Source organism: Pedobacter sp. ok626 (assembly GCF_900100435.1).
Lineage (GTDB): Bacteria > Bacteroidota > Bacteroidia > Sphingobacteriales > Sphingobacteriaceae > Pedobacter.
This window is the reverse complement of sequence record NZ_FNEX01000016.1, coordinates 72035-97726: the sequence shown is the minus strand read 5'-3', so window position 1 is coordinate 97726 and position 25692 is coordinate 72035. Positions and strand designations below refer to the sequence as shown.

At 39.9% G+C, this 25692-nt stretch carries 11 protein-coding genes; 1 reads left to right on the top strand and 10 read right to left on the bottom strand.

Going from position 1 to position 25692, the window contains the following annotated elements; genetic code table 11:
- Nucleotides 1-12: 12 nt before the first annotated feature.
- The 9 genes from BLS35_RS20620 to BLS35_RS20580 form a co-directional block, all read right to left on the bottom strand.
- Nucleotides 13-3189, bottom strand: a complete 3177-nt coding sequence (locus BLS35_RS20620; RefSeq protein WP_207909142.1) for a SusC/RagA family TonB-linked outer membrane protein — start codon at nt 3187-3189, stop codon at nt 13-15.
- A gap of 162 nt (nt 3190-3351) precedes the next feature.
- The gene (cslA, locus tag BLS35_RS20615; RefSeq protein ID WP_090784975.1) at nt 3352-5460 is read right to left on the bottom strand and encodes a chondroitinase-AC; all 2109 of its coding nucleotides are present in this window, start codon (nt 5458-5460) and stop codon (nt 3352-3354) included.
- Nucleotides 5461-5489: 29 nt separating this feature from the next.
- Complete coding sequence (locus tag BLS35_RS20610; RefSeq protein ID WP_254779006.1) at nt 5490-6890, bottom strand: sulfatase; 1401 nt, start codon at nt 6888-6890, stop codon at nt 5490-5492.
- Nucleotides 6887-9955, bottom strand: a complete 3069-nt coding sequence (locus BLS35_RS20605; RefSeq protein ID WP_090784974.1) for a chondroitinase family polysaccharide lyase — start codon at nt 9953-9955, stop codon at nt 6887-6889. The genes BLS35_RS20610 and BLS35_RS20605 overlap by 4 nt, the downstream gene beginning before the upstream one ends.
- A 93-nt stretch (nt 9956-10048) precedes the next feature.
- The gene (locus tag BLS35_RS20600; protein WP_090785191.1) at nt 10049-14104 is read right to left on the bottom strand and encodes a hybrid sensor histidine kinase/response regulator transcription factor; all 4056 of its coding nucleotides are present in this window, start codon (nt 14102-14104) and stop codon (nt 10049-10051) included.
- 262 nt (nt 14105-14366) lie between these two features.
- Complete coding sequence (locus tag BLS35_RS20595; RefSeq protein ID WP_090784972.1) at nt 14367-15779, bottom strand: TlpA family protein disulfide reductase; 1413 nt, start codon at nt 15777-15779, stop codon at nt 14367-14369.
- Between the two features lie 40 nt (nt 15780-15819).
- On the bottom strand, nt 15820-17292 hold the full coding sequence (locus BLS35_RS20590; RefSeq protein ID WP_090784969.1) for a RagB/SusD family nutrient uptake outer membrane protein: 1473 nt from the start codon (nt 17290-17292) through the stop codon (nt 15820-15822).
- 11 nt (nt 17293-17303) lie between these two features.
- Nucleotides 17304-20993 carry a SusC/RagA family TonB-linked outer membrane protein gene (locus BLS35_RS20585; protein WP_090784966.1) on the bottom strand — a complete coding sequence of 1230 codons (3690 nt, stop codon included), beginning with the start codon at nt 20991-20993 and terminating at the stop codon, nt 17304-17306.
- A gap of 157 nt (nt 20994-21150) precedes the next feature.
- Nucleotides 21151-22317: a FecR family protein gene (locus tag BLS35_RS20580; protein ID WP_254779004.1), complete on the bottom strand. Its 1167-nt coding sequence runs from the start codon at nt 22315-22317 to the stop codon at nt 21151-21153.
- Nucleotides 22318-22449: 132 nt separating this feature from the next.
- On the opposite strand from BLS35_RS20580, the gene BLS35_RS20575 reads away from it, so the two are divergent.
- Nucleotides 22450-23070, top strand: a complete 621-nt coding sequence (locus tag BLS35_RS20575) for an RNA polymerase sigma factor (protein ID WP_165973355.1) — start codon at nt 22450-22452, stop codon at nt 23068-23070.
- A gap of 106 nt (nt 23071-23176) precedes the next feature.
- Here BLS35_RS20575 and BLS35_RS20570 read toward each other — a convergent pair whose 3' ends face one another.
- Nucleotides 23177-25684, bottom strand: coding sequence for a hypothetical protein (locus tag BLS35_RS20570; protein WP_090784958.1), 2508 nt, complete (start codon nt 25682-25684; stop codon nt 23177-23179).
- Nucleotides 25685-25692: the final 8 nt, after the last annotated feature.

Below are 25692 nucleotides of genomic sequence, written 5' to 3'. Positions count from 1 at the left end.
CTTTTTTTAAAATTAAAAACTCAGGTTAGCGCCGAAAGCAATTGTCCTGCCACGAGGATAAGCACTATAATCAAATCCTGCGGTTAATGCCGAAGCATAACTATTTACTTCTGGATCAAGACCAGTATATTTTGTGAAAGTGTATAAGTTCTGCCCTGACACATAAACTCTCAAAGACTGAACTTTAATCTTTTTCAACAAATTAGCTGGTATGTTATATCCAAAGGATACTGTTTTTAGCCTTAGATACGAGCCATCCTCTACAGTACGAGAAGAATAACCTCCACCAAAAAATCCATTTACCCGGTAATTGGATGCATTCTGAGTATCAGGTGTCCACCTGTCACTATAACTGGCAAACTGTTGCAAGTATGTTTTATTTAACCCATTTCCTTCAAATACCAGCCTGTTTGTATTTTGTATATCATTACCGTAAGACCACTGTAAGAACACATTCAAGTCAAAGTTTTTATAGGTAAAATTATTCCCAAAACCGCCAATATGTACAGGCAGGCCATTTCCTATTATTGTGTAATCTGAAGCATTTACAATACCATCACCGTTCAGATCTTTATACTTGATATCACCTGGTTGTATCAGTGCACGCGTATTTCCATTTGTAGGAACATTATCTTTTAAAAGATAAGCTCCACCACTGGTAACAGTAAAGTCGCTGTACTGGTAGTTACCATCCCATATAAAACCATACATGTCTCCCAGTGGCCTTCCTATTTTCGCTATATAAGCTGGCGTGTTCTGATAACCATTATCCCATCTTACCGCAGTAGTAATGGCCTCCTGGTTTTCTGCAAGCGCCAATACTTTATTCCCGTTAAATGAGATATTGAAACTACTCGACCATTTAAAATCTTTTGTGTCGATATTAATCGTGTTAAGCGCAAACTCGAGACCTTGATTTTGTACTTTCCCTATATTCTTAAATGCTCTATTGTAACCTGAGGATGTTGGAATATCAGCGGCTAACAAAAGATCTTTTGTAATTTTTCGATAAGCATCAACGGTAAGGTTTAGACGATTTTTAAAAAATGAGAGGTCTAAACCAGCATTATATTGATCAGTTGTCTCCCATTTCAGATCTTTATTACCGATGAAGTAATACCTGGTATCATTAATATTGTAACCTGGTATTACAGATGTAACATAAACATCATTAAACGAATAAGATAACGTTACTGGCAATGCTGAGGTAGATAGGTAAGAAAAATCACCTACCCGGTTGTTTCCGGTCTGACCATAACTTAATCTCAACTTACCATCAGAGATAACAGAGATCTTTTTCGCCCAGTCCTCCTGTTTAAATCTCCATGCAAATGATGCTGCTGGAAAATAAGACCAATGATTCTCCTCACTAAACTTTGATGATCCATCTGCACGATAAGAGACTTCTGCGTAATATTTAGACTTAAAATTATATTTTAAACGTCCCAAAAATGATGCAGCCGTCCACAAAGAACTTACCGCCCTGGTACTAGCAGGATTTAATATCCCTTCATCCAACCCACTTAAGCCCAAAGATTCATTCGGCAAGAAATTAGCACCAAAGCCATAAGCGCTGGATGTATTCCCTTGTTGGGTAAAACCAGCTAACACGTTCAGATTATGTATTTTATTATAGGTTTTATTCCAGGTTAATGTATTCTCATTTGCCCAGTTAAACGACTTGGTGGTAAGTATGCTACCGTTTACACCATTGGTCATTCCAGGATTCGTTTTGGGATTACCATAGTAAGACAAAGAGTTATTAAATGATTCTGCAATTGCTGTATTGTCAGTTAAAACACCCGTTGCGCGAAATTTCAAAGTTGGAGAAAGCGTCAGTTCAGCATACGTATTCGCGCTAATGTTTCTCGTTATGTTATCCCTGATTAAGTTCTTCTGATTGATCAAGGGATTATATTTATAATCATTGGTACTGTTAGTGGTTTCATCTACAGGCACTGTTTCCGACAGCGGCGAAGTAGGACTAGAGCCCCATACACTATATAAGATATTAGTTGTACCGCTATTCGTAGATGCCCCTACACTATTACCCGATTGCTTAAGAAAGGAGTAATTGGCATTAATACCAACCTTAAGGGCTTTACCTATATTTTGATCGAGTGTAATCCTTCCCTGGTAACGTTTGTAACTGGTATTAATAATGGTACCATCCTGTTGATTTGCAGAACCTGAAATTGAATACAATGTTTGTTTAGTACCACCTCTTACAGCCAGGTTATAATCCTGTAGACTTCCAGTTTGAAAAAATGGCGACTGCCAATCTGTAGCCGATTCATTTCTGTAATCTTCCAGTGATTTCCCCGGTCTGGTTAACAAATAATAAGTTGGTGTAGGATTTGCAGGAGTTCCAATAGCTGGATCACGTTCTAACTGATATCTCACATAGTCGTAGCTACTCATCAGATCCATTCTTTTGTTATTCGTTGTATAACTCTGAGTTGTACTAAGTGTAATCACAGGGTCACCTATTTTACCTTTTTTGGTGGTGATCATAATTACTCCATTGGCGCCTCGAGCTCCATATATTGCAGTTGCTGCAGCGTCTTTTAATACATCAATAGATTCGATGTCCTGTGGATTGATCACATTGTTATTAGCCCCTTCTATTGGAAATCCATCTATAACATACAATGGTGAGTTATCCTGAGTAATAGAGTTGGCCCCTCTTACTACAATACTTACTGGCGATCCCGGTTGACCATCTGAGGAAGTAACCTGTACACCGGCAACTCTTCCTGCCAGGGCCTCATCAAAAGAACGAACCGGAGCATTTAGCATATCCTTCATGTTTACCTGAGCCACTGAACTCACTAAATCAGCTTTCTTAGATGTCCCATATCCAATTACCACCACATCATTCAGCGTTTTATTATCCTCGGCCAGAATCACGTTAACAGTCGATCTGTCGCCAACAATAACTTCCTTCTGCAAATAACCGATATAGGTAAAAACCAATATGGCATTTCCTGCCTTAGGAATCATAATGGAAAACCTTCCATCACTGCCAGTTGTTGCGCCAACCTTAGTCCCTTTAACCAGCACACTTACTCCGATTAAGGGAACCTCGCTTCCTTGTTCTGTTACCTTACCATCTACCTTTCTTGTCTGTTGGGCAAATGTTGTAATGGCAAAAAACAAGCACATAAAAATCATGTAAATTTTTCTCATACATCAATAAGTTTAAATTTGGTATACTCTCTCGTAACCTTGGGATTACTACAATCAAATTTGAGCATCAATAAGATTAAAAAAGGGGCACTAATTAATTTAAAAGAGGGTAATAATTAGTCAAAACGGCTGCTTAAACACCTTATCACCCTCAATCTCAATTTATTTAAGCATTACCGTAGCGCCGGCAAACGCTTGCTGAGGGAAACTAACCGGGTAATCGGTTGTCTTCCCATCCTTGTTATTTGTGATGCTAATCACAGCATTTCTTTCTTTTTGTTTTGGGTCTGCCACAGAGATCACTACCTTACCATTCAGGGATTTAATTAACAGTGCACAGGCCTTATCCGACTTAATGGTATAGGCTGATGCCTTTAATACGCCGGGCTCATAAAAGATCGCCTGCACCATATTTAACGGCTCATTACTTACGGCCTGGACTTGGGGCGTATTGGCTAAAATCTGAATCCCTGACTTTCCAAAATTGACTAAAGGTGTAGTATTTTTAATACCTGGTAAAACTACATAAGCATACTTTGCAGCTTCTGGTTTTGCACCATGATTAATCCATAGTTTAAAAACATTCCCAGAAAGCTCCGTCTTTGAATTTGCATTATTGATCTTGTACCAACTCCCTTTCTGAGTATTGATACTCAAACTTATATCCGCAGCTTCAGGAAATACATAACCGATGCCATCGTGTAAGATCCAGCTTTGATGATCATTTTTAAATACTTCCGTTTTCCCCTTACCGAACTTGCCCTCTATAGCAGAACCTTGTACATCACCGTTTAACCAGCTTTGGTTAACAGTAGTTACAATCGACTCCGGTGTATTGCTACGAATATCTGCTCCCAGACATACAATCTCCTGATCAAAAAAGAACCAGGCCTTTTTTCCAGAGAGACTATCGTAATTTAATGTATAAGTACTTGCACCATATACACCATCAGAAACACCACCAACAAAATCAGTACTACCATCTTCGCCCCAAAACTTGGTAGTCAAACGATCTTCCGCATAATCTCTTGTTGTTGTTCCCGGAATCTTATCCCATTCCCAGATCGGCACAATATTGTAGTACTCCGGTCCACGAACCTGAATATTGGTCGCACCATCAGACAGGTACCTACCAAATAAATTCTCTTTGTTTCCAGACTCACTACGTTTAGTCCGATTACTCACCATCCTTACGTTAAAAGAATAACCAGGTCTTAGATGCATTACATAATCCCCAATCCAGAATTGCTTGTGCAATGGTTCAATTTTATAATCCGGCGCTGCTGAGCTATCTGTTCTTGCAATTGCACTTTTCCATTCATCCGCATGTAATGGATCAACGAGAACCGCTGTAATTAATCTGGTTTTCTCGGTATTCTTCCTTAAAATATTAGGCCTGCTCACCCCACGCCCTTCCGTATTAAAGTCCATATAACTACCTCTAATCGCTTTTAAATAAGTCTCACGGTAGTATTTAGAGAATAGCTGTAATTTTTCATTGCTGATTGCATATGGCGTTCCCTGTACGTAATTAATCATTTTCAATATCCCGGTAATATATACCGCGCCATAACTTGATATTTGAAGTTGCGGACCATGCTGCAAATAAGAATAATCATATTGCAAGCCCTCATCATAATGTACCAACCTAATTGGATCAAATAACTCTACAGATGAAGTAGCCAATAAAGCTTGATTATTAGTCAACAAAGCCCTATAAAAATAATGCAGTGCGACATCTGTTTTATTCGCTCCAGTTTGTTTTGCTAGGTCACCACGCTTCATTCTTTCAATCAGTGAGCTCTCTAAATCAGCAGGGATTCTACTTTCACCATTACGGAGTTGAATCAACAATTCGCCTATAGCCTGAGGAGTAGCGATTTCATTATGCCACCAGTTGCTACTTTTCGGATCCTGATCGTACCAATGTTTCAACGCAAGGGTAATGGCTTCAAGTACCTGGTCATTGCTAAAATAACGACTATCTTTTGTCACATAAGCCTGAACAAGGCTCTCTAATTTTACCAAATGATCACCTGGCTCCCATTTGGCAATGGTTTTAGCGGTATAATCTATACCCTTCCAGCTCCCATTAGCCTGCAAAGTCGCTAGATTCTTTTCCGCAGCTTTATCTACACTCTGTATTGGTTTTCTAAGATCCAATACAATTCTTTGCATAATTAATCCAGCTGCATCACCAGATTGCGCCTTGGCCGGTCTCGAGGTCAACATACTTAGGGTTAATACCCCGATTAACAATATTCTCTTCATTGAGCTATAATTTTCGTTGGTTTATTTGATTAAGGATACATTCTTTCCATGTCACGTCCAGTAGTCTCCATGCGGTGTTTCATGATCTGGTTCTGATCTCCATAAGCACTGGTCCAATGTGGGCTATCCAGTCCCTTTTCCCACTGGGCAAGCTTGGCGAGCATTTCTTTTACTTTAGCTGGATACTTTTGCACGAGATTGGTAGTTTCAGAAATATCCTTATTCAGGTCGAAAAGCAAAATATTGTCCTGTACACGGATCAATTTCCAGTTGTCTTCTCTCATAGCTGCAGCTATTCCTCTCCTCCAATAAAGAGCCTCGTGCGGAGATTTCTTATTCTGGCCAGTCAGATACGGCAATAGACTTACCCCATCTAACTTTTTACTTCCCTTTTGTTTACCATTACCGGCTGCAATTGAGGTAGGCAATATATCTAATGAACTTACAGGGCGACTGTAGGTTTTATTTTCGGCAATATGTCCCGGCCATTTCATCATCATAGCTACACGGATACCGCCTTCCCATTTTGATCCTTTCATACCACGCAAGGGCCCGTTATCAGAAGAGTTTACTGTAGCACCACCATTATCATTGATAAAAATAATGATGGTGTTCTTATCCAGCTTTTGCTGTTTCAGAGTAGCCATTACTCGTCCAACACCGTCATCCAAAGAAGTCATCATTGCTGCATAGGCTCTTCTACCAGTATCTTGAATACCGGCATAGCGCTCCATCAAGTCTTTCTTAGCATTCATAGGCGTATGAACAGCATTGTAAGCCAAATACATAAAGAAGGGTTTGTCCTTGTTTTCGGTGATAAAGCTAGTTGCCTTATCAGTAAACATATCTGTTAAATAAGTGATATTACTTTCTGGAACGATCTCATTGTTGTTATACAGCGCATGTTCGTTGGTACGCGCGCCTTTATAGGCAAAGAAATCCCTATGACCACCTGTAAAACCATAAAATTCATCAAAACCACGCTTTAGCGGAAAATGCTTTGGCTCATCGCCCTGATGCCATTTACCTATGGCAATGGTTTTATAACCATTGGCCTGCATCTCATTACCAATCGTTTGCTCTGATGGATCCATACCTACATCGGTAATTTTATATCCAGGAGCAACCAAATTAGAGGTGTTGTGCTCAAAGCCAAAACGCTGTTGATAACGGCCTGTTAAAATACCAGCTCTTGAAGGCGCACATACCGAGGCAGAAACATAAGCATCCGTAAAACGGATACCCTGACGGGCTATAGCATCAATATTTGGTGTTGGAATCTGTTTACCACCATAACATCCAAAGTCAACATATCCCGCATCATCACTGACAATGACAATTACATTGGGTTTATTTGAAGACTTATTTTGTGCTACCGCTCCGCCTACTGAAAACATAGCCAGCAATGCACACATCATTGTATTCTTCATTTTATATTCTCCTTTAATTTTCTTTTAAACAATTCAATTTTTGAGGCTATCCCGTCTGCACATTTCACACTAAGCAAGGTGTTACCATCGGGCTGCAAACTTACCTGCAAGCCATCTGTAACTCCTTTTACATCCCAACTACCTTTAATCAACAGCTTCATCACTGATGGTTTAGCCGGAGAACGGTACCAGTTACGGGAGTAAATACTCACTTCTTTTCTTTTGCCATCTACCGTTAAGGGACTATCATCTGGCCCCTCATAAAAAGCAAGATCAGGATCCGTAACCGAAATCGACAATTGTTCCCCATTTTGCTGATACATCAGCAAACATGGCCTATTATTGCCCATCAGTAAAGAATCAGAGAGGTTGTGATTAATTCCAAAAACGGCGATTGCAGTAATCTGCTGTGGAGCATACCATACAATATGCGCCGTGCTATCCCTTTGTAAAACTTTATACACGGGTTTAGTACTTTGCTGCAACAAAGCTAAGGTTTCTAATGCTTGCTTATCCGTCTTTATCAACATTGTATATTCGTATCCGGCATCTAAAGGCGCATTTCCATGTCGTAAGATTAACTTAGCAAAATTACCAGTGGTTTTACGGCTATCCTTCTGGTCACGTGAAACTTGTGTTGTTTTTGTTAACAATACGTCTCCACCGTCGGGGATATAGTAACCAATACTTCGGTTGTCCATGATCCTTAAAGGCTTTCCTGCTTCCCCTTTTCTGGTGTACGGGAATGAATTTATAGCTGTACCATTTATGTTGAGCACATCTGCCGAATCTTTCAGGTAATTTTGGAATAAGGTCGTTTCTGTCGGATATGCTGGTATGGCATTTTGAATGCCTGAGCCTAAATTGACAACCAGGTTATCAAACATAAACCAAGATTTGGTGGCTCCAAAACTCCCCATATCATATTTATCATGACCATGTAGTTTCATGGCAAACATACCTTGTTTCTTAAATGTTGTGCCACCTGCAAAACGCTCGTCGGAGATCAACATTTCTTCTATTCCACTATAATCATCAGCATTGATGATGTTAGCCCGCAGCTTATTTAAAGGTAGATGTAAAGTTGTTGTCCCCGGAATATTGTTCCAGTCCCAGCCCTCATCCTTAAAGTTGCTGCCATCATCAGCCTTGGTTTCAGGGAACAGCACTTCCAACTGTCCATAAGCCAGATATCGACCATACATATTTGCACCTGGATAGGACTCATGGCTAATGAAATACCGATTGTGACCGCGTACGGTAAGCAACCAATCCTGACGACGGTGTATATCAAACAAACCATAATTAAGATTCCAGTGCCCACTGGTATAACCTATTGGCTTAATCTGGCTATTTTTAAAAGCAGTGGTCCATTTATTTTGCTTATTGCCATTAAGCTTCAGATATATCGAGGCCATAAGTGTATCAGTTTCTAAGCTACCATCAGGAGTTCCAGCCATCGCCATATAGGCATAAGGTGCATCGGGAATACGCCAGTTTCCAGTCGGATGACGACCAGACACACTAATTGGCCACTTATAAGGATTGGTATAATAATGCATCATGAGTAAACTATTTCGTAGACTTTCATGTGCTTGTTGCGCTACCTTAAATGAAGTTCCACTAAGCACATATACAATTGGGGCAATCCCTGTATAACCGCCAATACCATAAGCTGGATAAAGATTACCATGATGAAAAACAGCACCATCGGGTTTAAAAGCTCCTTCAATAGTATGGTCAGGCTCGATATTTTTAGACAACCATTTCGAAAAAGCATTCAGATAACGTAGTTTCTCTGGTGTATCATCCATCACCAGAATAGCAGATAGCATACTCCCCAGCAAGGTATTGAATACATCAATGTTAGAAGATGGCAATTCGGAAGGGAGCTGAAAAGTACGCCCTAAGCCACTAAACCAAGCCATGCTTTTAAATGTGCGATCTAACTTATTTTGTTTTTTGATCACATCTTTCATGAGCAAACAAGCCGAATAATAGCCTTCAAGATTGTAACCATGGTGGTGCAATGCGCCCATACCACTGCCATAAGCCCAGCCCTGATCTTCAAGATGATCCAGCATATCCATAAAAATGCGCTCCAGTCTTTGTTTAATTATTGCATCTGATGAAGTTTGATAGGTTTGAGCAACCTGTAACATCAGTTGAGTATATCGTTTTATACCTGATAGGCGATTGGCTTCTTTCAGCCCTTCAGTTTGCGATAGAGACACCAACTCTACATCATTCATAGAATAAACTGGTCGCCCCGTTATTCGGCCGCCATTTCTGTTAATATTCCAATAACTAAAAGCCTTTTCAATATCTTGAACTACGTTTTTCCCATTGTTTTTTTCTGAAGTCAGAATCTGTTCTTTAAACCGTTGGCTGATTTGCTCCATATCGGTTCGTTCAGTTGGCTCCAATTTTCCTTTCAAGGGTGAATATATTGGGGTTCTATTAAAAGCGTACAAAGCGTTCCAGTGTGCATTAGCAGCTTTATCTCCCTCTGGATTAACAAAAGGCAATTGCTCGTCCCGCATTGGCGAACGTGGATTAATAGTTACATCATACATCAACTGATCAATAAACAAGCTCCCCTTTTTTACAGTTGCAGGTGCATATACAGTCATAACATCCATGTCTGCCTGAGGCTCGCCCAGCATATCTCTATGGTACATTACCCAAGCTGTGCGCCAACCCATAAAATTAAGGTTAAAATCGAAACTAGCAACCGTTTTATCTTGAGTACCAAATTTAAACACCAGCTTATCATTTACAGGTATTTCGTTGTATATCCATACCACGAAAGTACTTCTTGGATTTGCGACCACGGCTTTGAATGCAGCATTCTCAACTTTCAATATGCTTTTTTCAGCGCTTGTCCAGTCCCACTTTACGGATTGTTTACCCAATTTAAAATGGTCGGTGGTTATAGATAAGCTACCATTAATAACCTTCCAATTGTTGGGTACACTATTCTCGCAAATGTCTGTTTGTATTTGTGCATAACTGCTGGCAGACTGCCAACAAACAAATAAAAAAACTAAAAGCAAACGGTTCATACTTGGTCTTCTTCTGAAATTTGGTTCATACAAGATTCAAATATTCATTTTAATCCGTCTACAAAAGGTGACAAATCAGTTCAAAAGGGGGGTCTAATCTGTTTTTTGAACATAGTCCGAGGGAGCTACACCAAATTGCTTGCGAAACTCTTTACTAAAGTACTTCCGATCATTGAAACCAACAGAATAAGCTACTTCCGAAATATTCAATTTATCCTCCGACAATAACTGAGCGGCTCTTTTTAATCGTTGTGATTTGATAAAATCTGTAATGGATAAACCGGTAATGGCTTTGATCTTTTTGTACAGTACTGTCTGACTCATTCCAATATCTTCAACAAGGCTACCCACATTAAAATCAGGATCTTCCATATTTTCCTCAATCACAAGCATCAGTCTGTTCAAAAACTTATCCTCTGGCGATTCTGTTTCAAGCCTTCTCGGGGTCAGCATTACCTGACGCATGTATTTCTGCTTCAGCTCCTCGCGGCCCTGTAAAATGTTGCGGATACTGAGTTCCAAAACCTGGATACTGAAAGGTTTGGTAATATAAATATTGGCTCCTGCCTCCAATCCATTAACCAAATGTAGCTGCGATGCCATAGCAGTAAGTATAATTACAGGGATATGGCTGGTTCTTTCTTCCTTTTTTAATCTGGCACAAAGTTCCAGACCGTCCATTTCGGGCATGGTCACATCACTAATAATCACATCGGGAACATGTGCAATAGCCATCTCCCAACCTTCCCGCCCATTCAGGCCTTCCAGAATGTGATAAGTATTTTGCAGCGACTGCACAATAAAACCTCTCAATTCATCATTATCCTCGACAACCAGAATGGTATATTTTTTCTCTTCAGGAATAGATTCTCTTTCCTCATCGGCTTCAGCGATCGTTGATATAGCAACATCCCCTACAGCTGTCATGATTCTATCCCGATTCAGCATCTCTTCCTCCGTAAAATGAGCTTTACCAAGTAAAAGAACAACGGTCAGACTAGTTTCTCCACCTTCCCCAGCTATAGCCGGCACGCTGGAAACCGAAATTTCTCCTTTGTGCAGGTCTACTATATTTTTAACCAATGCCAAACCTATTCCCCAACCTTCAGCTGTAACCGCCCTCGATTTTACCTGGTAGAAATTAGTAAAGATTTTATCTTGTGCCTCTATAGGAATCCCAATACCGGTATCGGCAATAACCACTTTTACCTGCTCATTTTCCAGATAGATAGCGAAGCTTATTTTTCCACCATCGGGTGTATATTTAAACGCGTTGGAAAGGATGTTAAAAAACACTTTCTCCATCTGGCTGACATCAAAATACACCTGAATTTGAGGTTCGGTACTGCTAAAGCTATAATCTATATTTTTAATCTCAGCCAGGCTTTCGTAAGCATCGTAAATACCGCGGCAAAAAGAAACCAACTCCTGTTCTGAAACCTGTAGTTTGGCATTGCCTGTTTCTATCTTTCTAAAGTCTAACAACTCACTGATCAACCTTAGCAACCTGTCAGTATTTCTCTTAATACCCGTCAACTGCTGGTTAACGGTATTGTTTTCCTTAGTGAGGTTAATCAGCTTTTCAAGTGGTGCAAAGATGAGGGTTAGTGGTGTCCGGATCTCGTGTGATATCCGGGTAAAGAAATCCAGTTTCATCTGGTAAAGCTCTTGTTGCCGCTCATTATTCAGGTGCTCATAATACAACTCCGACTCCAGCCTTTGTTGTCTACGACTAAAGCGCAATATGAAATAAAGCAATGCTGAGCCTGCTATAAAATAAAGTAGGTATGCCCACCAGGTACGCCACATTGGTGGTAGGATACGAATCTCCAGACTAGCAGGGTTTTCATTCCAAAGGCCATCATTGTTACTGGCTTTCACTAAAAACCGATACTTGCCAGACGGTAGGTTGGTATAGGTTGCTGATGGAATATTGACATAGTTCCAATCCTTTTCAAAGCCTTCCAACTTATAGGCATACTTATTACGCCCCGGCTGTATATAGCTTAAAGCTAAAAAATCAATGGTAAAAATATTTTGTCCTGCCGAAAAGGTAATCTCCTTGGTAAAACTAATGTCCTGATTCAACAAATGATCTGGCCCATTAATGGCTACGGGTTTATTGAATAGCTTTAAACCAGAAAACACAATTTTCGGCACATGGGTATTCACCTTAATGTCGCGGGGAGTAAAACTTACTAAGCCGTTGTAGCTGCCAAAATAAAGCTTCCCGCTTTTATCCTTATAAGCGGAATTCACGTTAAACTCATTGGCAGGTAATCCATCTGTAATGTTATAATTTTTAAAGAATTTTCGTTGCTTATCAAACTTAGTAAGGCCACGGTCTGTACTCAGCCACAAGTTACCTTCATTGTCCTCCAAAATATCAATGATATTATCGCTCGCCATACCATTTGCCTTAGTATAGGTTGTAAAGGAATTGGTTTTAGGATGATAAAGGCTCAAGCCTCCTCGTAAAGAGCCTACCCAGATGTTACCTTGCTGATCTTCCCTTATACAATTGACCTGACCTGATTTAAGACTATCCTTGCTACTCCCTTTGAAGAAAAATTCGAATTGTTTGGATTGATCCTTTAATAAATTGAGTCCCCGTGGTGTACCCACCCAAAGATTTTTCTTGGAATCAGTATAAGCAAAACGAATGTAACTGCTACTCAGCCTTAGCCCGGATGAGGTAGGCACATCACTAATTACAGAGAAGTTTTCCTGCTCTGGATCAAATACATTTAATCCTTTTGATGAAGTACCGACAAGCAGCCTCCCCTGATCATCTTCAGCAATACTGCTTACATAGCCAAAACTTAGCGCTCTGGGATTCATGGGGTCAGGTTTGTAGTGCTTAAACTTACCAGTGTTTGGGTTAAAAAGCTCAAGTCCCCCTTGAAATAAGCCTATCCAGATTCTGTTCTTGCGATCTCGATAGATGGCCTTAATCGTGTTATTACCTAGACTTCCCGGATCACGAGCATCGTTCACATACTTTTTAAATTCACCGGTTTTAGTGTTGAAATAATTAAGGCCATGCCCTTCAGTACCAATCCAAAGATTTCCCTTTTCATCCCCCTCAATAACGCTGATGATGTCGCTGCTGATACTGTTCTTGTATTTATTGTATTTATAAACCGTAAATGGAATGGTATTACTGTGGGTAACATTTACACCTCCAAAATTAGTACCCACCCAAACTGAGCCCTGATTATCTTCATAAATGTCCTTAATAGAATTATCACTTAAGCTCTTACGGTTATCCGAATCGTGCTTAAAGTCGGTAAACCTTAAGGTATGTGGATTTAAAATATTCAAGCCGTTCATGGTCGCCACCCATAAATCACCTTTTTTACTTACAGTTACTTTGCGGACAATGTTATTACTCAGTCCATGTGGCTCAGCAGGATTATACTTAAATCTTTTAAAAGAAGCGCTTTCAGGTATAAACAAATTCAAACCATCTGCTTCTGTCCCTATCCATATTCTCCCTTGCTTATCCTCAACAATGGTTCTGATAAAATTTCCACTGATACTATTCAGATCAGCGGGATTATTACGAAAGGTCGTAAAGGTATACTCGCCATTCTTTAAGGTCATCCTGGTCAAGCCCTCAGTAGTCCCTACCCAAATATTGCCTTTACTATCTCCAAAAACTGCGTATATAGAATTCCCCGCCAGCCCGTCTTTTTGAAAAAACCTTTTAAACTTTCTGGAAGCAGCGTTTTCCAGCATGCTTAAGCCTAGATTAGTACCGAACCAGATCTTCCCTTTGCTATCGGAAAATATGGAAAGCACGATCTTATCGCTGATACTATTCGGATCGTTCTGGTTGTATGGGATACGCTCAAAGGCATCCTTCTCAGGAATATACCGATTAAGGCCGTTTTGCGTCCCAATCCATAGGTTTTGCTTTTTATCTTCCAGCAAAGCATAGATATAATCTTCCGAGCTTATGGTTGAAGGATCATCAGGGTTTGTATGGTAAATTTTAACACCTCTACCATCATAGCGATTCAGACAGTCGCGGGTACCAAACCACATGTATCCCCTACTGTCTTTACATATAGATAAAACGGTACTTTGAGATAATCCATTAGTGACCGATAAATGATCAAAGGATAACTGAGCAAATGAGCGCATGAAAAAGCAGTTGAATATTACGATTAGTAATATTCGCGTGGCAATTTTATGAAGGTTAGTAGGTTTAGTCATTTCCGCTTTAAAGATACAAAATAAACCATTCTGCTCGAAGGCTGGCATCTCTTGGGCTCCTGAAGGGGAGCAAAGCGCGCCTAGGCCTTTACGCAGAAGGTATATTTTGGTTAAGCAGGGTGTATAACAAATCAGGTCTATCCGTTTAATCGGATAGGCCTGATTTGTTAGAAAGGAGCCAATGAAATTCTTATTTTGCTCCTAAAGCTTCATTAATACGTCCAACCGTCTTATCCTCACTTGGTCTGGATGCATTATTGTCGAATATTTTTCCATCGCGACCAATGATCACATAATGTGGAATACCCGTAATGTTAAAGGCCTTTCCGACAGGGCTATTTGTTCCGCCAAGCGACAGCAAGTGTATACCTTCTATTTTATCATCGGCAATAGCTTTTTTCCAAGGTTCTTCTTTACTGTCTATACTGATGTACAGAAAAACCACATCCTTGTTATCTTTAAATTTCGCATGTAGTTTAGGGCTCCCATTTTTCATTTCGTACCTGCAGGGTGAGCACCAGCTCGCCCAGAAATCCATGTAGATCACTTTTCCGGCAAAATCCTTTAGGGTCACATCTTTACCGTCCAGGTCTTTTAAAATAAAAGGTGGGGGCGTTTTTCCGGCTGATAGCTTATCCACTTTAAGGTAATTAGCTCTTAATTCCTTTGCCTGGGCTTCAGTGGCATATTTAGCTATATAATCGTCCATTAATGGCTTAATCAGGGATAGCTCTTTGCTGCTAACCACAGCAGTATTTACAATCCCAAAAAGAGCAGCACGTTTTAGCTTTTCCGGATATAATTTTTCAACAAGTGCAATCTTAAAATTCAGCTCTGCTTCAGGCGACAAGATTTTGTCTAAAGTTCCTTGTTTGAACTTTTCCTTATTGCTTAAAAAAACCGGAAAAATATTCGTCATAAATCCCATATAATCAGGATTTGTGCTGAATTGGTCGTCTATTCGGATATCTTTTCCCAGATCCCAATAACTATCCGGAATACATTCAGAGAATTTTTTCTCTGGCGTAACATAGTATTTTGGGAGCAAAATCGGTAGCCCCAGCTTTTCACATGAAAAAGAAATAAAGCAGTCATTATAAAATGTTGCGCTAACTTTTTGCCTGCTGGCTTCCAGCGTATTTAACTTCAATTGCCCAAGGTCATAATAAGTTTTAATAGCATCTGCTGGGCTCAGTATTTTATCACCAATTTCCATTCTCTTCTTTTCGTATGCTGATGCATACACCCTTGTACACTCCTGGAATACCCTGGCATTTTCGGCACCCTTGCCCGAAAATGAGGTGTTTTTATCAAAGTCAGTAACGATATTCAGCTGGTCTCCCTGTTCCAGATATAAATTCATACTCCTTTTTTCCGGCTTGTCAAATCCCATTCTAACCTTTAAAGGTTTCTCGTGCTTAAAATGCAATACATACTTATTGTCTTTGCTTGGTTTGGCAAAAAAAACATCGCCATAGCCGGCGACCCAGATAGAATCGGGTCTTGTAGCGGTAATCTCAATGGTGACTTTTGTTTCTCCTTTTTGTCCGAATACTATACCTACGTACAGGCATAGTATGGACATCATGATTATTTTTTTCATGGTTCTCTTTATTAAAATCTTTTAATTTTTGTCCTTGTTTTTATGGATTTTGTTTCAAACCGGGGTTCGCAGTTATAATGTATTGAGGAAAACGAAATGTTAATCTTTCCGGCTTTAAAGGATAAGATTTTATAACGTTGCCCGATGCATCATACACGTTATGTACCATGCCAACGGTCGATTTGTAGGTATCATCAACGGAGAGCCGGCGCATATCCCACCAGCGTTCACCTGTGGTTGCAAACTCCCTGATCCTTTCTTCTAAGATATATTTAGTAAGCGCCACGTTATCCGAAGCAATACTTGCCGGGACATCTGCTGCGTTTGCCACATCTTTCTGCATTCTTGTTTTACGGAAAGTGACCAGGTCATTAACTGCGTTTGTAAGGTCACCTGTACGTGATTCGCATTCGGCCTTTAACAGATAGATATCGGGAACATTTATGCCCATATTGTTATACCTGCCATAACACCTCATCATTTTATTCGGATATATGGCCCCGGTTGGCGGGAAAGGAGAAGTCGTGAAAAAATTGAGGCGCAGATCTTCTTTTATGTACAATGCTGCAGTTTGGGGACTTACCGGAATACCGGAATAAATATAACTGTAATAATTGAGGAAGTTTTTAAAATACAGAACCTCTTTATCAGTAGCCAGGTTAAAACGGTTGGGCCCTGTAATAGGATTGGCGGGATAAAAAGCTCCTCCAACATTGAATGCCCCGTTGAAGTCGTACAATCCTACCGAGATGCTTGCATTTGATAGATTTGAAACAGACGATGTCAATGCCGGTAAGGCCTTATCAAATTGCTGCATATATACATATACTTTCCCTAGAATAGCCTCTGCGGCAGATTTTGACATACGGTGTCTGCTGATGATCTGAACAGGTAAATCAGGGATAGCCTTGGTTAAATCAGTAATAATCAGGTCGTACGCCGCTTGTACTGAAGCACGTGTAAAGGTAGTACGGGTTACATCAGCTATTGTCACCAATGGAATACCAGGATCCGAAGCGGCGGTTGCGGAATTATAGGGTTTGCCATAATAGTTGATCAGGATAAAATGGACCCATGCCCTGCCAGCAAGAGCTTCGGAAAGTAATGCTTTTTTCTGGTTATCATTCCCCTCTTTAGATTCCATTACCTCGTTGATCACCTTATTGTAGGTATACAATTGTCTTTCAAGCTGAGTCAGTTCCGAGCTACTTTCAGCTGCTAAATAAATATCATCCTGGTACTCAAATGCTTTTTGATCACTTACAGTGGCAACTCCTGATCCCACAGAGTATAATGGCATAAATCCAGCCAATTCATCAGACATCACTATTTGCGAGGCCGACAATAGGATGTTGAGATTAGGATCATTCAGCAAACGCTCATAATCTGAGGTATTGGTAGCAATGGCAACGCCTTTTGGAACAACCTCAAGGAAGTCTTTTTTGCAAGAACTGAAACTTATCGTTAATATCGTAAGGACAGCTATTTTTATAATATTTATATTGTAAAACATGGCTTTAGTATTTATAAGGTTAAATGGATGCCTACATTAAATGCATTTTGCCCTGTAGGCAACGTTCTTAAGCCATAGCGCGCATCCTGAAATTCAGGATCAATGTCATAATCATTGGCTTTCCAAAGCATAATATTGGTCATCCCTGCACGCAGACTCAGGCCTTCAACTTTTATTTTGGAGGCTATAGACCGGGGAAATGTATAAGTAAGCCCTAGGTCTCTAATTTTCATATACGAGGCGCTCACTACATTCAGGTTACCATAACTATAATAGTCCGTGTTTCTTTTTAAATTATCGGCTCTTGATTTATAGCCAGGAATATTGGTTATACTTTCATCACCGGATTTTTGCCAGCGATTGGCAAATTCAGCATGCAGATTGCCGCTTTGAAAACTCTGATTTGCGATGAAGCCATAACCATTTGTAGATTCCTCATAGGTACGATTTACATCACGGAACATGACATGACCAAGGTTGTAAATGACATTGATACTGAACGAAAAACCTTTATATCCGAATGTGTTGGACAATCCGCCACTCCATGCTGGCTGAAATACCCCCTTAAACAATACATCATCTGCTTTGGGTAGCTCCAAATCGGTCATACCTAACGAAGTGCTGCCGTCTGAAAGTCTCACCAATGGGTTTCCGGCAGCATCAAGCCCCGCATAATTATAAGCAAACACCGAGAACGCTGGATAATCCTGCAAATACTGAGCATTGAGTTTGTCGCGCCCAGTACTTACAGCTGTTAGTAAATTGATCTTAGTGATTTTATTTTTGTTATATGACATGGTAAAGGAGCTGCTCCATTGGAAGTTATGGCTCCGGATATTTACAGAATTAATAGAAGCTTCTACCCCCGTATTTGAAAGATCTCCCACATTGCCTACAATAGTAGGGAAACCGGTAAATGGATTTACCTCCAGTGGTCCGATCAGATCGGTTGATTTCTTCTGATAGAAATCAAGTGAAGCATTCAGGCGACGATCCAGCAAAGAAAAATCCAGGCCGACATTAAGTGTTCGGGTCTGCTCCCAGGTTAGGTTTTTATTACCGGCGGTAAGTATCCTGTATCCCTGTCCTCCAGGAACGTAAACATTCCCAACAGGTGCCAACACATCCTGGCTTGCACTTTTTCCGGGTAAGGGAGAATTTCCTCCTATACCATAAGTAATTCTGGCCGACAGGTCGTTAATAATGCTGTTGTCTTGAATAAACGCTTCCTTGCTAATCGTCCATTTACCGCCAATGCTCCAAGCAGGTTTACGCTGTGCAGACTTATTGATCCCAAAAAGATTGCTTTTATCCTGTCTCCAGCTAGCATTTAAAGTGTATTTTTTATCATAGGTATAGCCCAGGTTGGCATAATAAGATCTGAACCTTAACAACGATTCATGCTGTGCAAAAGGAGCTTCACCAAGCGTCGAATTTGCACCAAACTTTGCATTACCTGCGAGTGTAGGAAGAATGCCTCCTGCTATACCAGTTGTTGCCAATAAATTGTAATCCAGTAACGCAGCAGTTTCCGCATTCCGATCGTAACCATAAACTGTACTTCGGGTGACTATGTTTTTCTGCTCCTGCTCCTCATACCCTGCCAGTGCGGTAACCTGATGAAGCTGGTTGCTTGAAGCATAATCGTATACCAGCTGATTTCTAATTGTCCAGTTTTCATCTGTTAAATTGGAAGTGGTGTATCTGCCGCCGGTATTGGGCAAATTATATTTGATAGTTCCATTATTATTCTGGGCAAACTGAAGCAACAGAATATTCTGATTGTAATTGGTGTTGTCGTCGTAGTTTGTTGTCCGGTTTGTCCCTCTAAGATAACCAAATACGCCTTCATACCGCAGTCCGTTAGAAAGGTTAACAGTAATCCCTGACGTAAGGCGGGCGATTAGGGCATTACTGTTGGTGGTGCCTGTTTCCTGGTTCGCAAGTGGATTATACTTTAAATTCCGACCGGTCAGACTTGATAATCGTGTGATGTCTGAGCCAGGCAAAAGGCCCAGGTAAGACATATCTATATTATTTCCAGACGCTTCACGAAACAACTGATAAGGCAGAAACCTGTTATCAGGGGAAACTGCACGGTTTGAAGCCGTTCGTTGATTAGTCAGATCTCCTATAAGGTAAGCCCGAATCTGTTTATTAAAAGTATAATCGTTTCGGGTGTTTATTTTAAAAGTCTTGTCCTTGTTAGCCGGCGTATAATTTTGGTTATCGGTGTATGCCATTGAAGTATAATTGGCGTATTTTTCAGTTCCACCAGATAAAGAGAGACTATGGTTCATCAGCATTTGCGGACGATAAAATATATCTCTCATCTGGCTAAGGTTATTGATCCCCCCCAAACTGTCCAGCTTTACATTCTTTACAGATTCTGAGATCAGTCCCCTGGCATGATCCCATTCTATTTGCCTGTCAGGCGAGTACCCTGTGCCACCCAGCACTGGCGAATAATTGGGGTTATAGGTAAAATTAACCGGATCAAAAGTCTCTTTAGAGGCTTGGATATACTGACGGCTATTCAGTACCGGGAAATATTCAATATCAGGTCGCCCCTGAAAATTGACAAATGCATCATAATTGATTCTTAATTTCTGACTATTCTCTCCTTTTTTCGTTGTAATCACAATTACTCCATTTGAAGCACGTGCACCCCAGATGGAGGCTGCTGTGGCATCCTTTAGTACCGTTACATCAAGTACATCCTGTGGGTTTATGGACGAGATATCAGGGATCGCGATTCCATCAACAACAAATAAGGGAGAAGCACTGGTATAATTTTGGATTGTAGGTAAGGTTGTTAGGCCACGGATCAGAAACTGCTGCTTTCCTGATGTTGGAGAATTATTGATTACCAGTCCAGGTACTAAACCGTCTAAACGCTGAATGATATTCATACTTGTTGCTCTGTTGGATACAACGTCCATATCTGGTTTGGCAAAAGAACCGGCACTCCGTTCTTTTGATATTTTTTGATAACCGGTACTTACTATTACCTCTTCGAGGTTTCCAGAAAGTTTCATTTTAATCGTCCCGAGTTCTTTTGCAGGTTTAACCGGATAATCCTGATACCCCGTATAAGAAATAACGATAAATGCTTTTTCATCAACATTTTTCAGTTCAAATTCTCCGGCCGCATCGGTTACTGCAACAGCTTTTCGGCCTTTAACCATCATTGAAAAATCTCCTGTCTTCTTATTTTCAGACGATTCCTGAAAGATAATGCTTATGGTTGCCCCTGGCAAGGGTTTACCTTCTTCATCTACTACCCTGCCTTTTACGTCGATTTCACTGAAGAGATCTATAACTTTATCCAATACAGATTTTTTTTTTGCTTCAATGACTACAATTTTGCCGTCAATGTTATAGCTAAGCGGAATTTGGCTAAATAACGCCTTCAGTGCCTCGTCTAAAGTTACATTGTTAAGTTTAAGATCTACCAGCCCGGCTTCTTTTATCAACTTACGTTCAAATAAAAAGTCATAGCCGGTTTGTGATCTTATTTTTTTGAGGACGGTTTCAATTGACGATTTCTGTTCGTTGAGTGTTACCCGCTGGCCAAAGGTGGCGGCACTAACTTGCATAAATGTAGCTATGAGTATGACGGTGGTTAGACGCATAATGACCAATAGTTTATGGAGATGGACACTAGACATAGCCAGTTTCTCCGTATAAATTTTATACATTTGTTTAGGTTTTGGTTAGCATTATGCCTGTAGGTTCGAAGCTCTGGCATCATGCGAATTCGGTTGATATTTATTGTTAATCTTAGCCAAACTAAAGTCAGGGGTGTTTCAGAGCACTTCTGACTTCATCTTTAAAGTTTGATCCTATAATCGGTAGTTATTTAGTCACCAGTACCCTCCTTCCATCTACCTTAAAGTGAACATTACCTGCCAGCTCTATTCTCCGCAGCACTTCCGACAGTTTACTTTGTCTGGATACCCATCCACCCAGTTCGATATTTTCTTTTAAATCAGCATCATACACAATATCCACATCGTACCAACGGGCAATTTTTCGCATCGTTGTTTTAAAATCTTCTCCTTTGAATATAAAGTCGCCATTTTTCCAATCCATTGCCAATTCTATATCTACAGGAACAACTTTTAGCTCAGCACCTCTTAAAATGGACTGCTGCCCCGGTTTTAACAAGGTATCATTGGTCCTCACACTTCCTTCAAGTAAGGTAGTTTTAGTGGCATCCTCATCCTCATAACAACTAATATTAAAGTGCGTACCCAGCACTTCTACCCGTTGCCCTTTACTACCTACAATAAAAGGGTGTTGTCGATCTTTGGCAACTTCAAAATAAGCTTCCCCCATTAACTCTACCTTTCTTTCCTTAGTCGCACTAAAGCTTACAGGAAATTTTAATGTCGTTGCTGCGTTAAGCCATACCTTCGATCCATCTGGTAAAATCACCTGATAGGTTTCACCTTTAGCAGTAGAGAGTACGTTTACCTGATCTGTTTTACCTGTTATCTCCTTAACTTCATAGACCAATTGTCCGTCTGCCGTCTTTGATATGCTAATCCCGGCTTCTTTAGCCAGCTCACCATTGGCGGCGTCAGTCAATCGGATTTTCTTTCCATCAGCTAAGGTAAGTGTAGCGCCATTTCTCCCTGCCACACTAGCATTACCATATTCCGCTATATGCTGCTGACTTGAATAATAGAATAAACCGCCCCCAAAAAGTACCATAGCAATTGCTATAGCCGCAGCAAGTCTTGGCCATAGCTTTTTAATAGCGGGCTCTACCATTTGTTCTTTAGCGATTTCAGCAGATATACGCTTGTATACGTCTAAGCCCATTTGTATTTCTGGTGCGGTTGCTGGGGCTGATAACACCATCTGGTCAGGCAACTCAAGTTCGGTCCTAATCATCTGATATAAGTCATCCAGATTATTTGTTTCAAAATATTCCAGCAACCATTTCAATTCCTCCTCACTAATCTCTCGACTAATCAGCTTTGGATATAAACTTTTTAAGTATAATTTGTTGTCCACAGGATTCTCTATTTAACACTTATACGTTCAAATTGAAAATATCAATGACAAGAATGAGAAAAAAAAGTAAATTTATATTCATTGCACTTATTGCATATATTGCGCTAAAAAAACCAGAAACTCATAACACACTTGAAAATTAGGGAACTTGAACTGGATGAAGACTTATTGCTGATTGAACTAAAATCAGGAAGTCAAATTGCGTTCAGGTACTTTTACGACAAGTATCATCTTCAACTTTACAGGAAGCTGTTAAAAATGGTTCAAGTTGATGTTATTGCGGAGGAACTACTTCAGGATCTCTTTATGAAGATCTGGCAGAAACGAGAGTTAATAGATCCAAATCAATCATTCAAGGCCTATTTATACCGAATTGGAGAACATATCGTTTGTGATCATTTCCGCAAACTGGCACGCGAGATCAAGATAGAGCGTGAACTGAATCTTAACGAAATTGATTTTAGCGAATTCAATGAGGAAGGGCCACAAACGGAAGCCGTTCAGAAAGTCATCAACGAAGCAATCAATACACTCCCTACACAGCAACAAACAGTTTTTAAACTATGTAAGATTGAAGGAAAATCCTACGAAGAGGTGAGTAAGCTTTTGGATATTTCACATGCAACAATTAATACACACATTTCAAGGGCTTCAAAACGTGTGAAAGAGTATGTGATTAAAAATCATAATGGGACGATCACAATGATGAGTGCTTATGTCCTTTTCGAGATGATTCATCAAACAATTCACTAAAAGAGCAAAGAGCGGTGGATTGAGAGCCCGGAAAATCTCTTTAAAACAAAAAAGCTCCAGATTTCTCTGAAGCTTTTGCAGTTCATTTCTGACTTTTGCACTATCTCTATTTTATGTATATTAACGAAGAAGATAACGCGATAGCAAAACTATCTTTCACTGCAGTGTCTTTTTCCAATCTGCCTGAAGCATCCAATTTGAAACAATCACCTACAGCAAAAGAAAATGAACCATTGAAGAGTGGGGCAAACCTCCCGGTACCTATTACCTTGCAATTCTTGATCACCCGACCTAAAGTTTGAATTGTACTTAAAACTGGTAAATCGTCAATTGCCATACCATCTGGTATTTCGCCAATTGTAGCGAGTCTACATTGATTATAGCCAACAAATTTCACAAAGCTACTTTTTGGTATAAAAGATATTGGAGAAATATTCCCCTTGTAAAACAATACGTCAGTGCATTCATGATAATATTCAAGGTTTACACTAAAATAATCAGCAACTGCGTAACCGGCCAACTGAGAATTTATTGAATTTAGTATAGTATTGGCATCAATAAGCGGTGCTACAGCGTAATTGCCGTCAGAATAATTCAGATTAAATACAACAGTTCTATTGATACCATCAATATTTAACACCAAATTCTTATTTGCGGTAACACAATTACCCAACCTGTGCCCAATTATATTTTTTCTATTGGCAATACCTGATTGTATTAATTCATTATCTCCGTATAGAAAACATTTCAAACCTAATGAGCCCTTCCCAATAGTAAGGTTACCTAATAATCCAGCATCATCTGTTACCAGTTTAACTATCGACGTTGAGCCGGTTGTATTAGAAGTTATCCTCAATACTTGTCCGAATGTTTGATCATTTTGAAAGAAAAAAGGTGCATTCCCACCTCCATTAATTTTGATAGAGGGCACAATTTTATTCACACCAGACATTCCGGAACTTGCTAAAATGTTGACATAGAATTTCCCTTCGATAGCACAATTATTCAGCTCAACAAAGCGGCTCTCCCTTGAAGTTGGACTATTGTCAATATTGATTGCAACGCCATCAGAAAGCATAGAAGCGAACGTGCTATTCTTTAATACAAATTTATTCGGCATCTGATCAAGCGTATTTGAATGTATGCGCAACCCATACCTGGCCCCAATAATCCTAACTCCATCAAAATCATATTGAACTCCTGTGGTAATACCTGTTCCTACCGCATCTGTAGCCGTCCATCTTTGTGCTAAAGGTACTTCCTCACTGCCTAAATGTATTGCTTCCCATCTACTAGCCTTGAATATCGCATTTTGATTTATTATTCCGTTTGACCGCTCATAATGAAGTGCGTATCTTATGTTTTTCGCTACAACCCTAATATTTTCTAATTCTCCAAATCCATCCAGGTGCACAGTTTCCGTATTTTCATAATCAGCCAATAACAAATTGGCTGGTAATTCGCCGTAAATTGTTCTAACTCCATTCATGCCCATCAATTTTATGAAGGAACGAACATGCGCTAATACATAAAAAGACAAACCAGATGGCAAGACAAAATCGGTCTTCTGATAACCATAAATATCATCGTATAACTGAACAATGAATCTATTTGAAGCAGAAGCTGTTGTAATAGAAGCCAATGCTGTCATTAAGTTTGTAAAATCACCAGTGCCATCTTTTTTCACCTTTATAAAGGTATACTCAGACCAAACATCGGCATTCTGTAAGATTGACTTATTAAGGTACGCGACATTCAAATAATTAGCCATAAAAGCTTCAAAAGCAGCACTATTAATATTAGGATTAAATGTGACCTCATTTCCTAAGCCATCTTTTGTTCCTATTTTGTTGTTTATTGTAGGAAAGTATGCATTATATGGCAACACGGCACTGCCATAGTTTAATTGATCTTGTCTGCCTTCCCTCAATGTTGCCCTAAAATAAACAGCACCAGCATATTTGGTGAAGGTTTTAAGATTAGCAGCAGTTCCAGACCAGCTAGCCGTTATGGGCGCAAATGCAGCATCATACTGTAAAACTGAATAACACCCTTCTGTTGGTACTGCTCCCTGAAGTCCGACTGACACCATTGAATTGGCATCCCAAGGGATAAATGGGGATGGATGATAAGTGTTAGGACTTGAAGTTGACACCGCTCCTGAAGAATTTGACAAAAAGCCATTAACCAACCGTGCAGTTTCAAAGTCATAAATATTAGGCGACTGTATCATCACAGTATAGTACCCCACTTGATTTGCCTTTGCGGATTCCTTATAAGAATTTAAAGCACTCTCTTGAGCCGTACTTACTGGTTTATTCAAATCGGATGTATTGTCAACATTGGACAATCCCACATCAGCTTTAGTTGTTCCATGAGGATTTCCGACTATTTGGCTATGGTCATAAGCTGTTTTGCCCCTGTCACCCCGATAAGCTGTGCTTGGAGTTTCCCCTAAAGTGATACCCGGATTTAAAAGCGTGTAATTTGAAGTAGCCCAGCGATAGGTTAAATTTGTATCAGCAGCAATATATATTTTGTCACTTTCTCCACTAACTGGAAATGATGCTAAATTTGGGAATTCTAATACGGATGGTGTCTCTAAATTGCTCATAATGTTGT

Excerpts from the sequence above, each read along its gene's own strand:
- BLS35_RS20620 (WP_207909142.1), bottom strand. The coding sequence starts at position 3,189 with ATGAGAAAAATTTACATGATTTTTATGTGCTTGTTTTTTGCCATTACA.
- cslA (WP_090784975.1), bottom strand. The coding sequence starts at position 5,460 with ATGAAGAGAATATTGTTAATCGGGGTATTAACCCTAAGTATGTTGACC.
- BLS35_RS20610 (WP_254779006.1), bottom strand. The coding sequence starts at position 6,890 with ATGAAGAATACAATGATGTGTGCATTGCTGGCTATGTTTTCAGTAGGC.
- BLS35_RS20605 (WP_090784974.1), bottom strand. The coding sequence starts at position 9,955 with ATGAACCGTTTGCTTTTAGTTTTTTTATTTGTTTGTTGGCAGTCTGCC.
- BLS35_RS20600 (WP_090785191.1), bottom strand. The coding sequence starts at position 14,104 with ATGCGCTCATTTGCTCAGTTATCCTTTGATCATTTATCGGTCACTAAT.
- BLS35_RS20595 (WP_090784972.1), bottom strand. The coding sequence starts at position 15,779 with ATGAAAAAAATAATCATGATGTCCATACTATGCCTGTACGTAGGTATA.
- BLS35_RS20590 (WP_090784969.1), bottom strand. The coding sequence starts at position 17,292 with ATGTTTTACAATATAAATATTATAAAAATAGCTGTCCTTACGATATTA.
- BLS35_RS20585 (WP_090784966.1), bottom strand. The coding sequence starts at position 20,993 with ATGTATAAAATTTATACGGAGAAACTGGCTATGTCTAGTGTCCATCTC.
- BLS35_RS20570 (WP_090784958.1), bottom strand. The coding sequence starts at position 25,684 with ATGAGCAATTTAGAGACACCATCCGTATTAGAATTCCCAAATTTAGCA.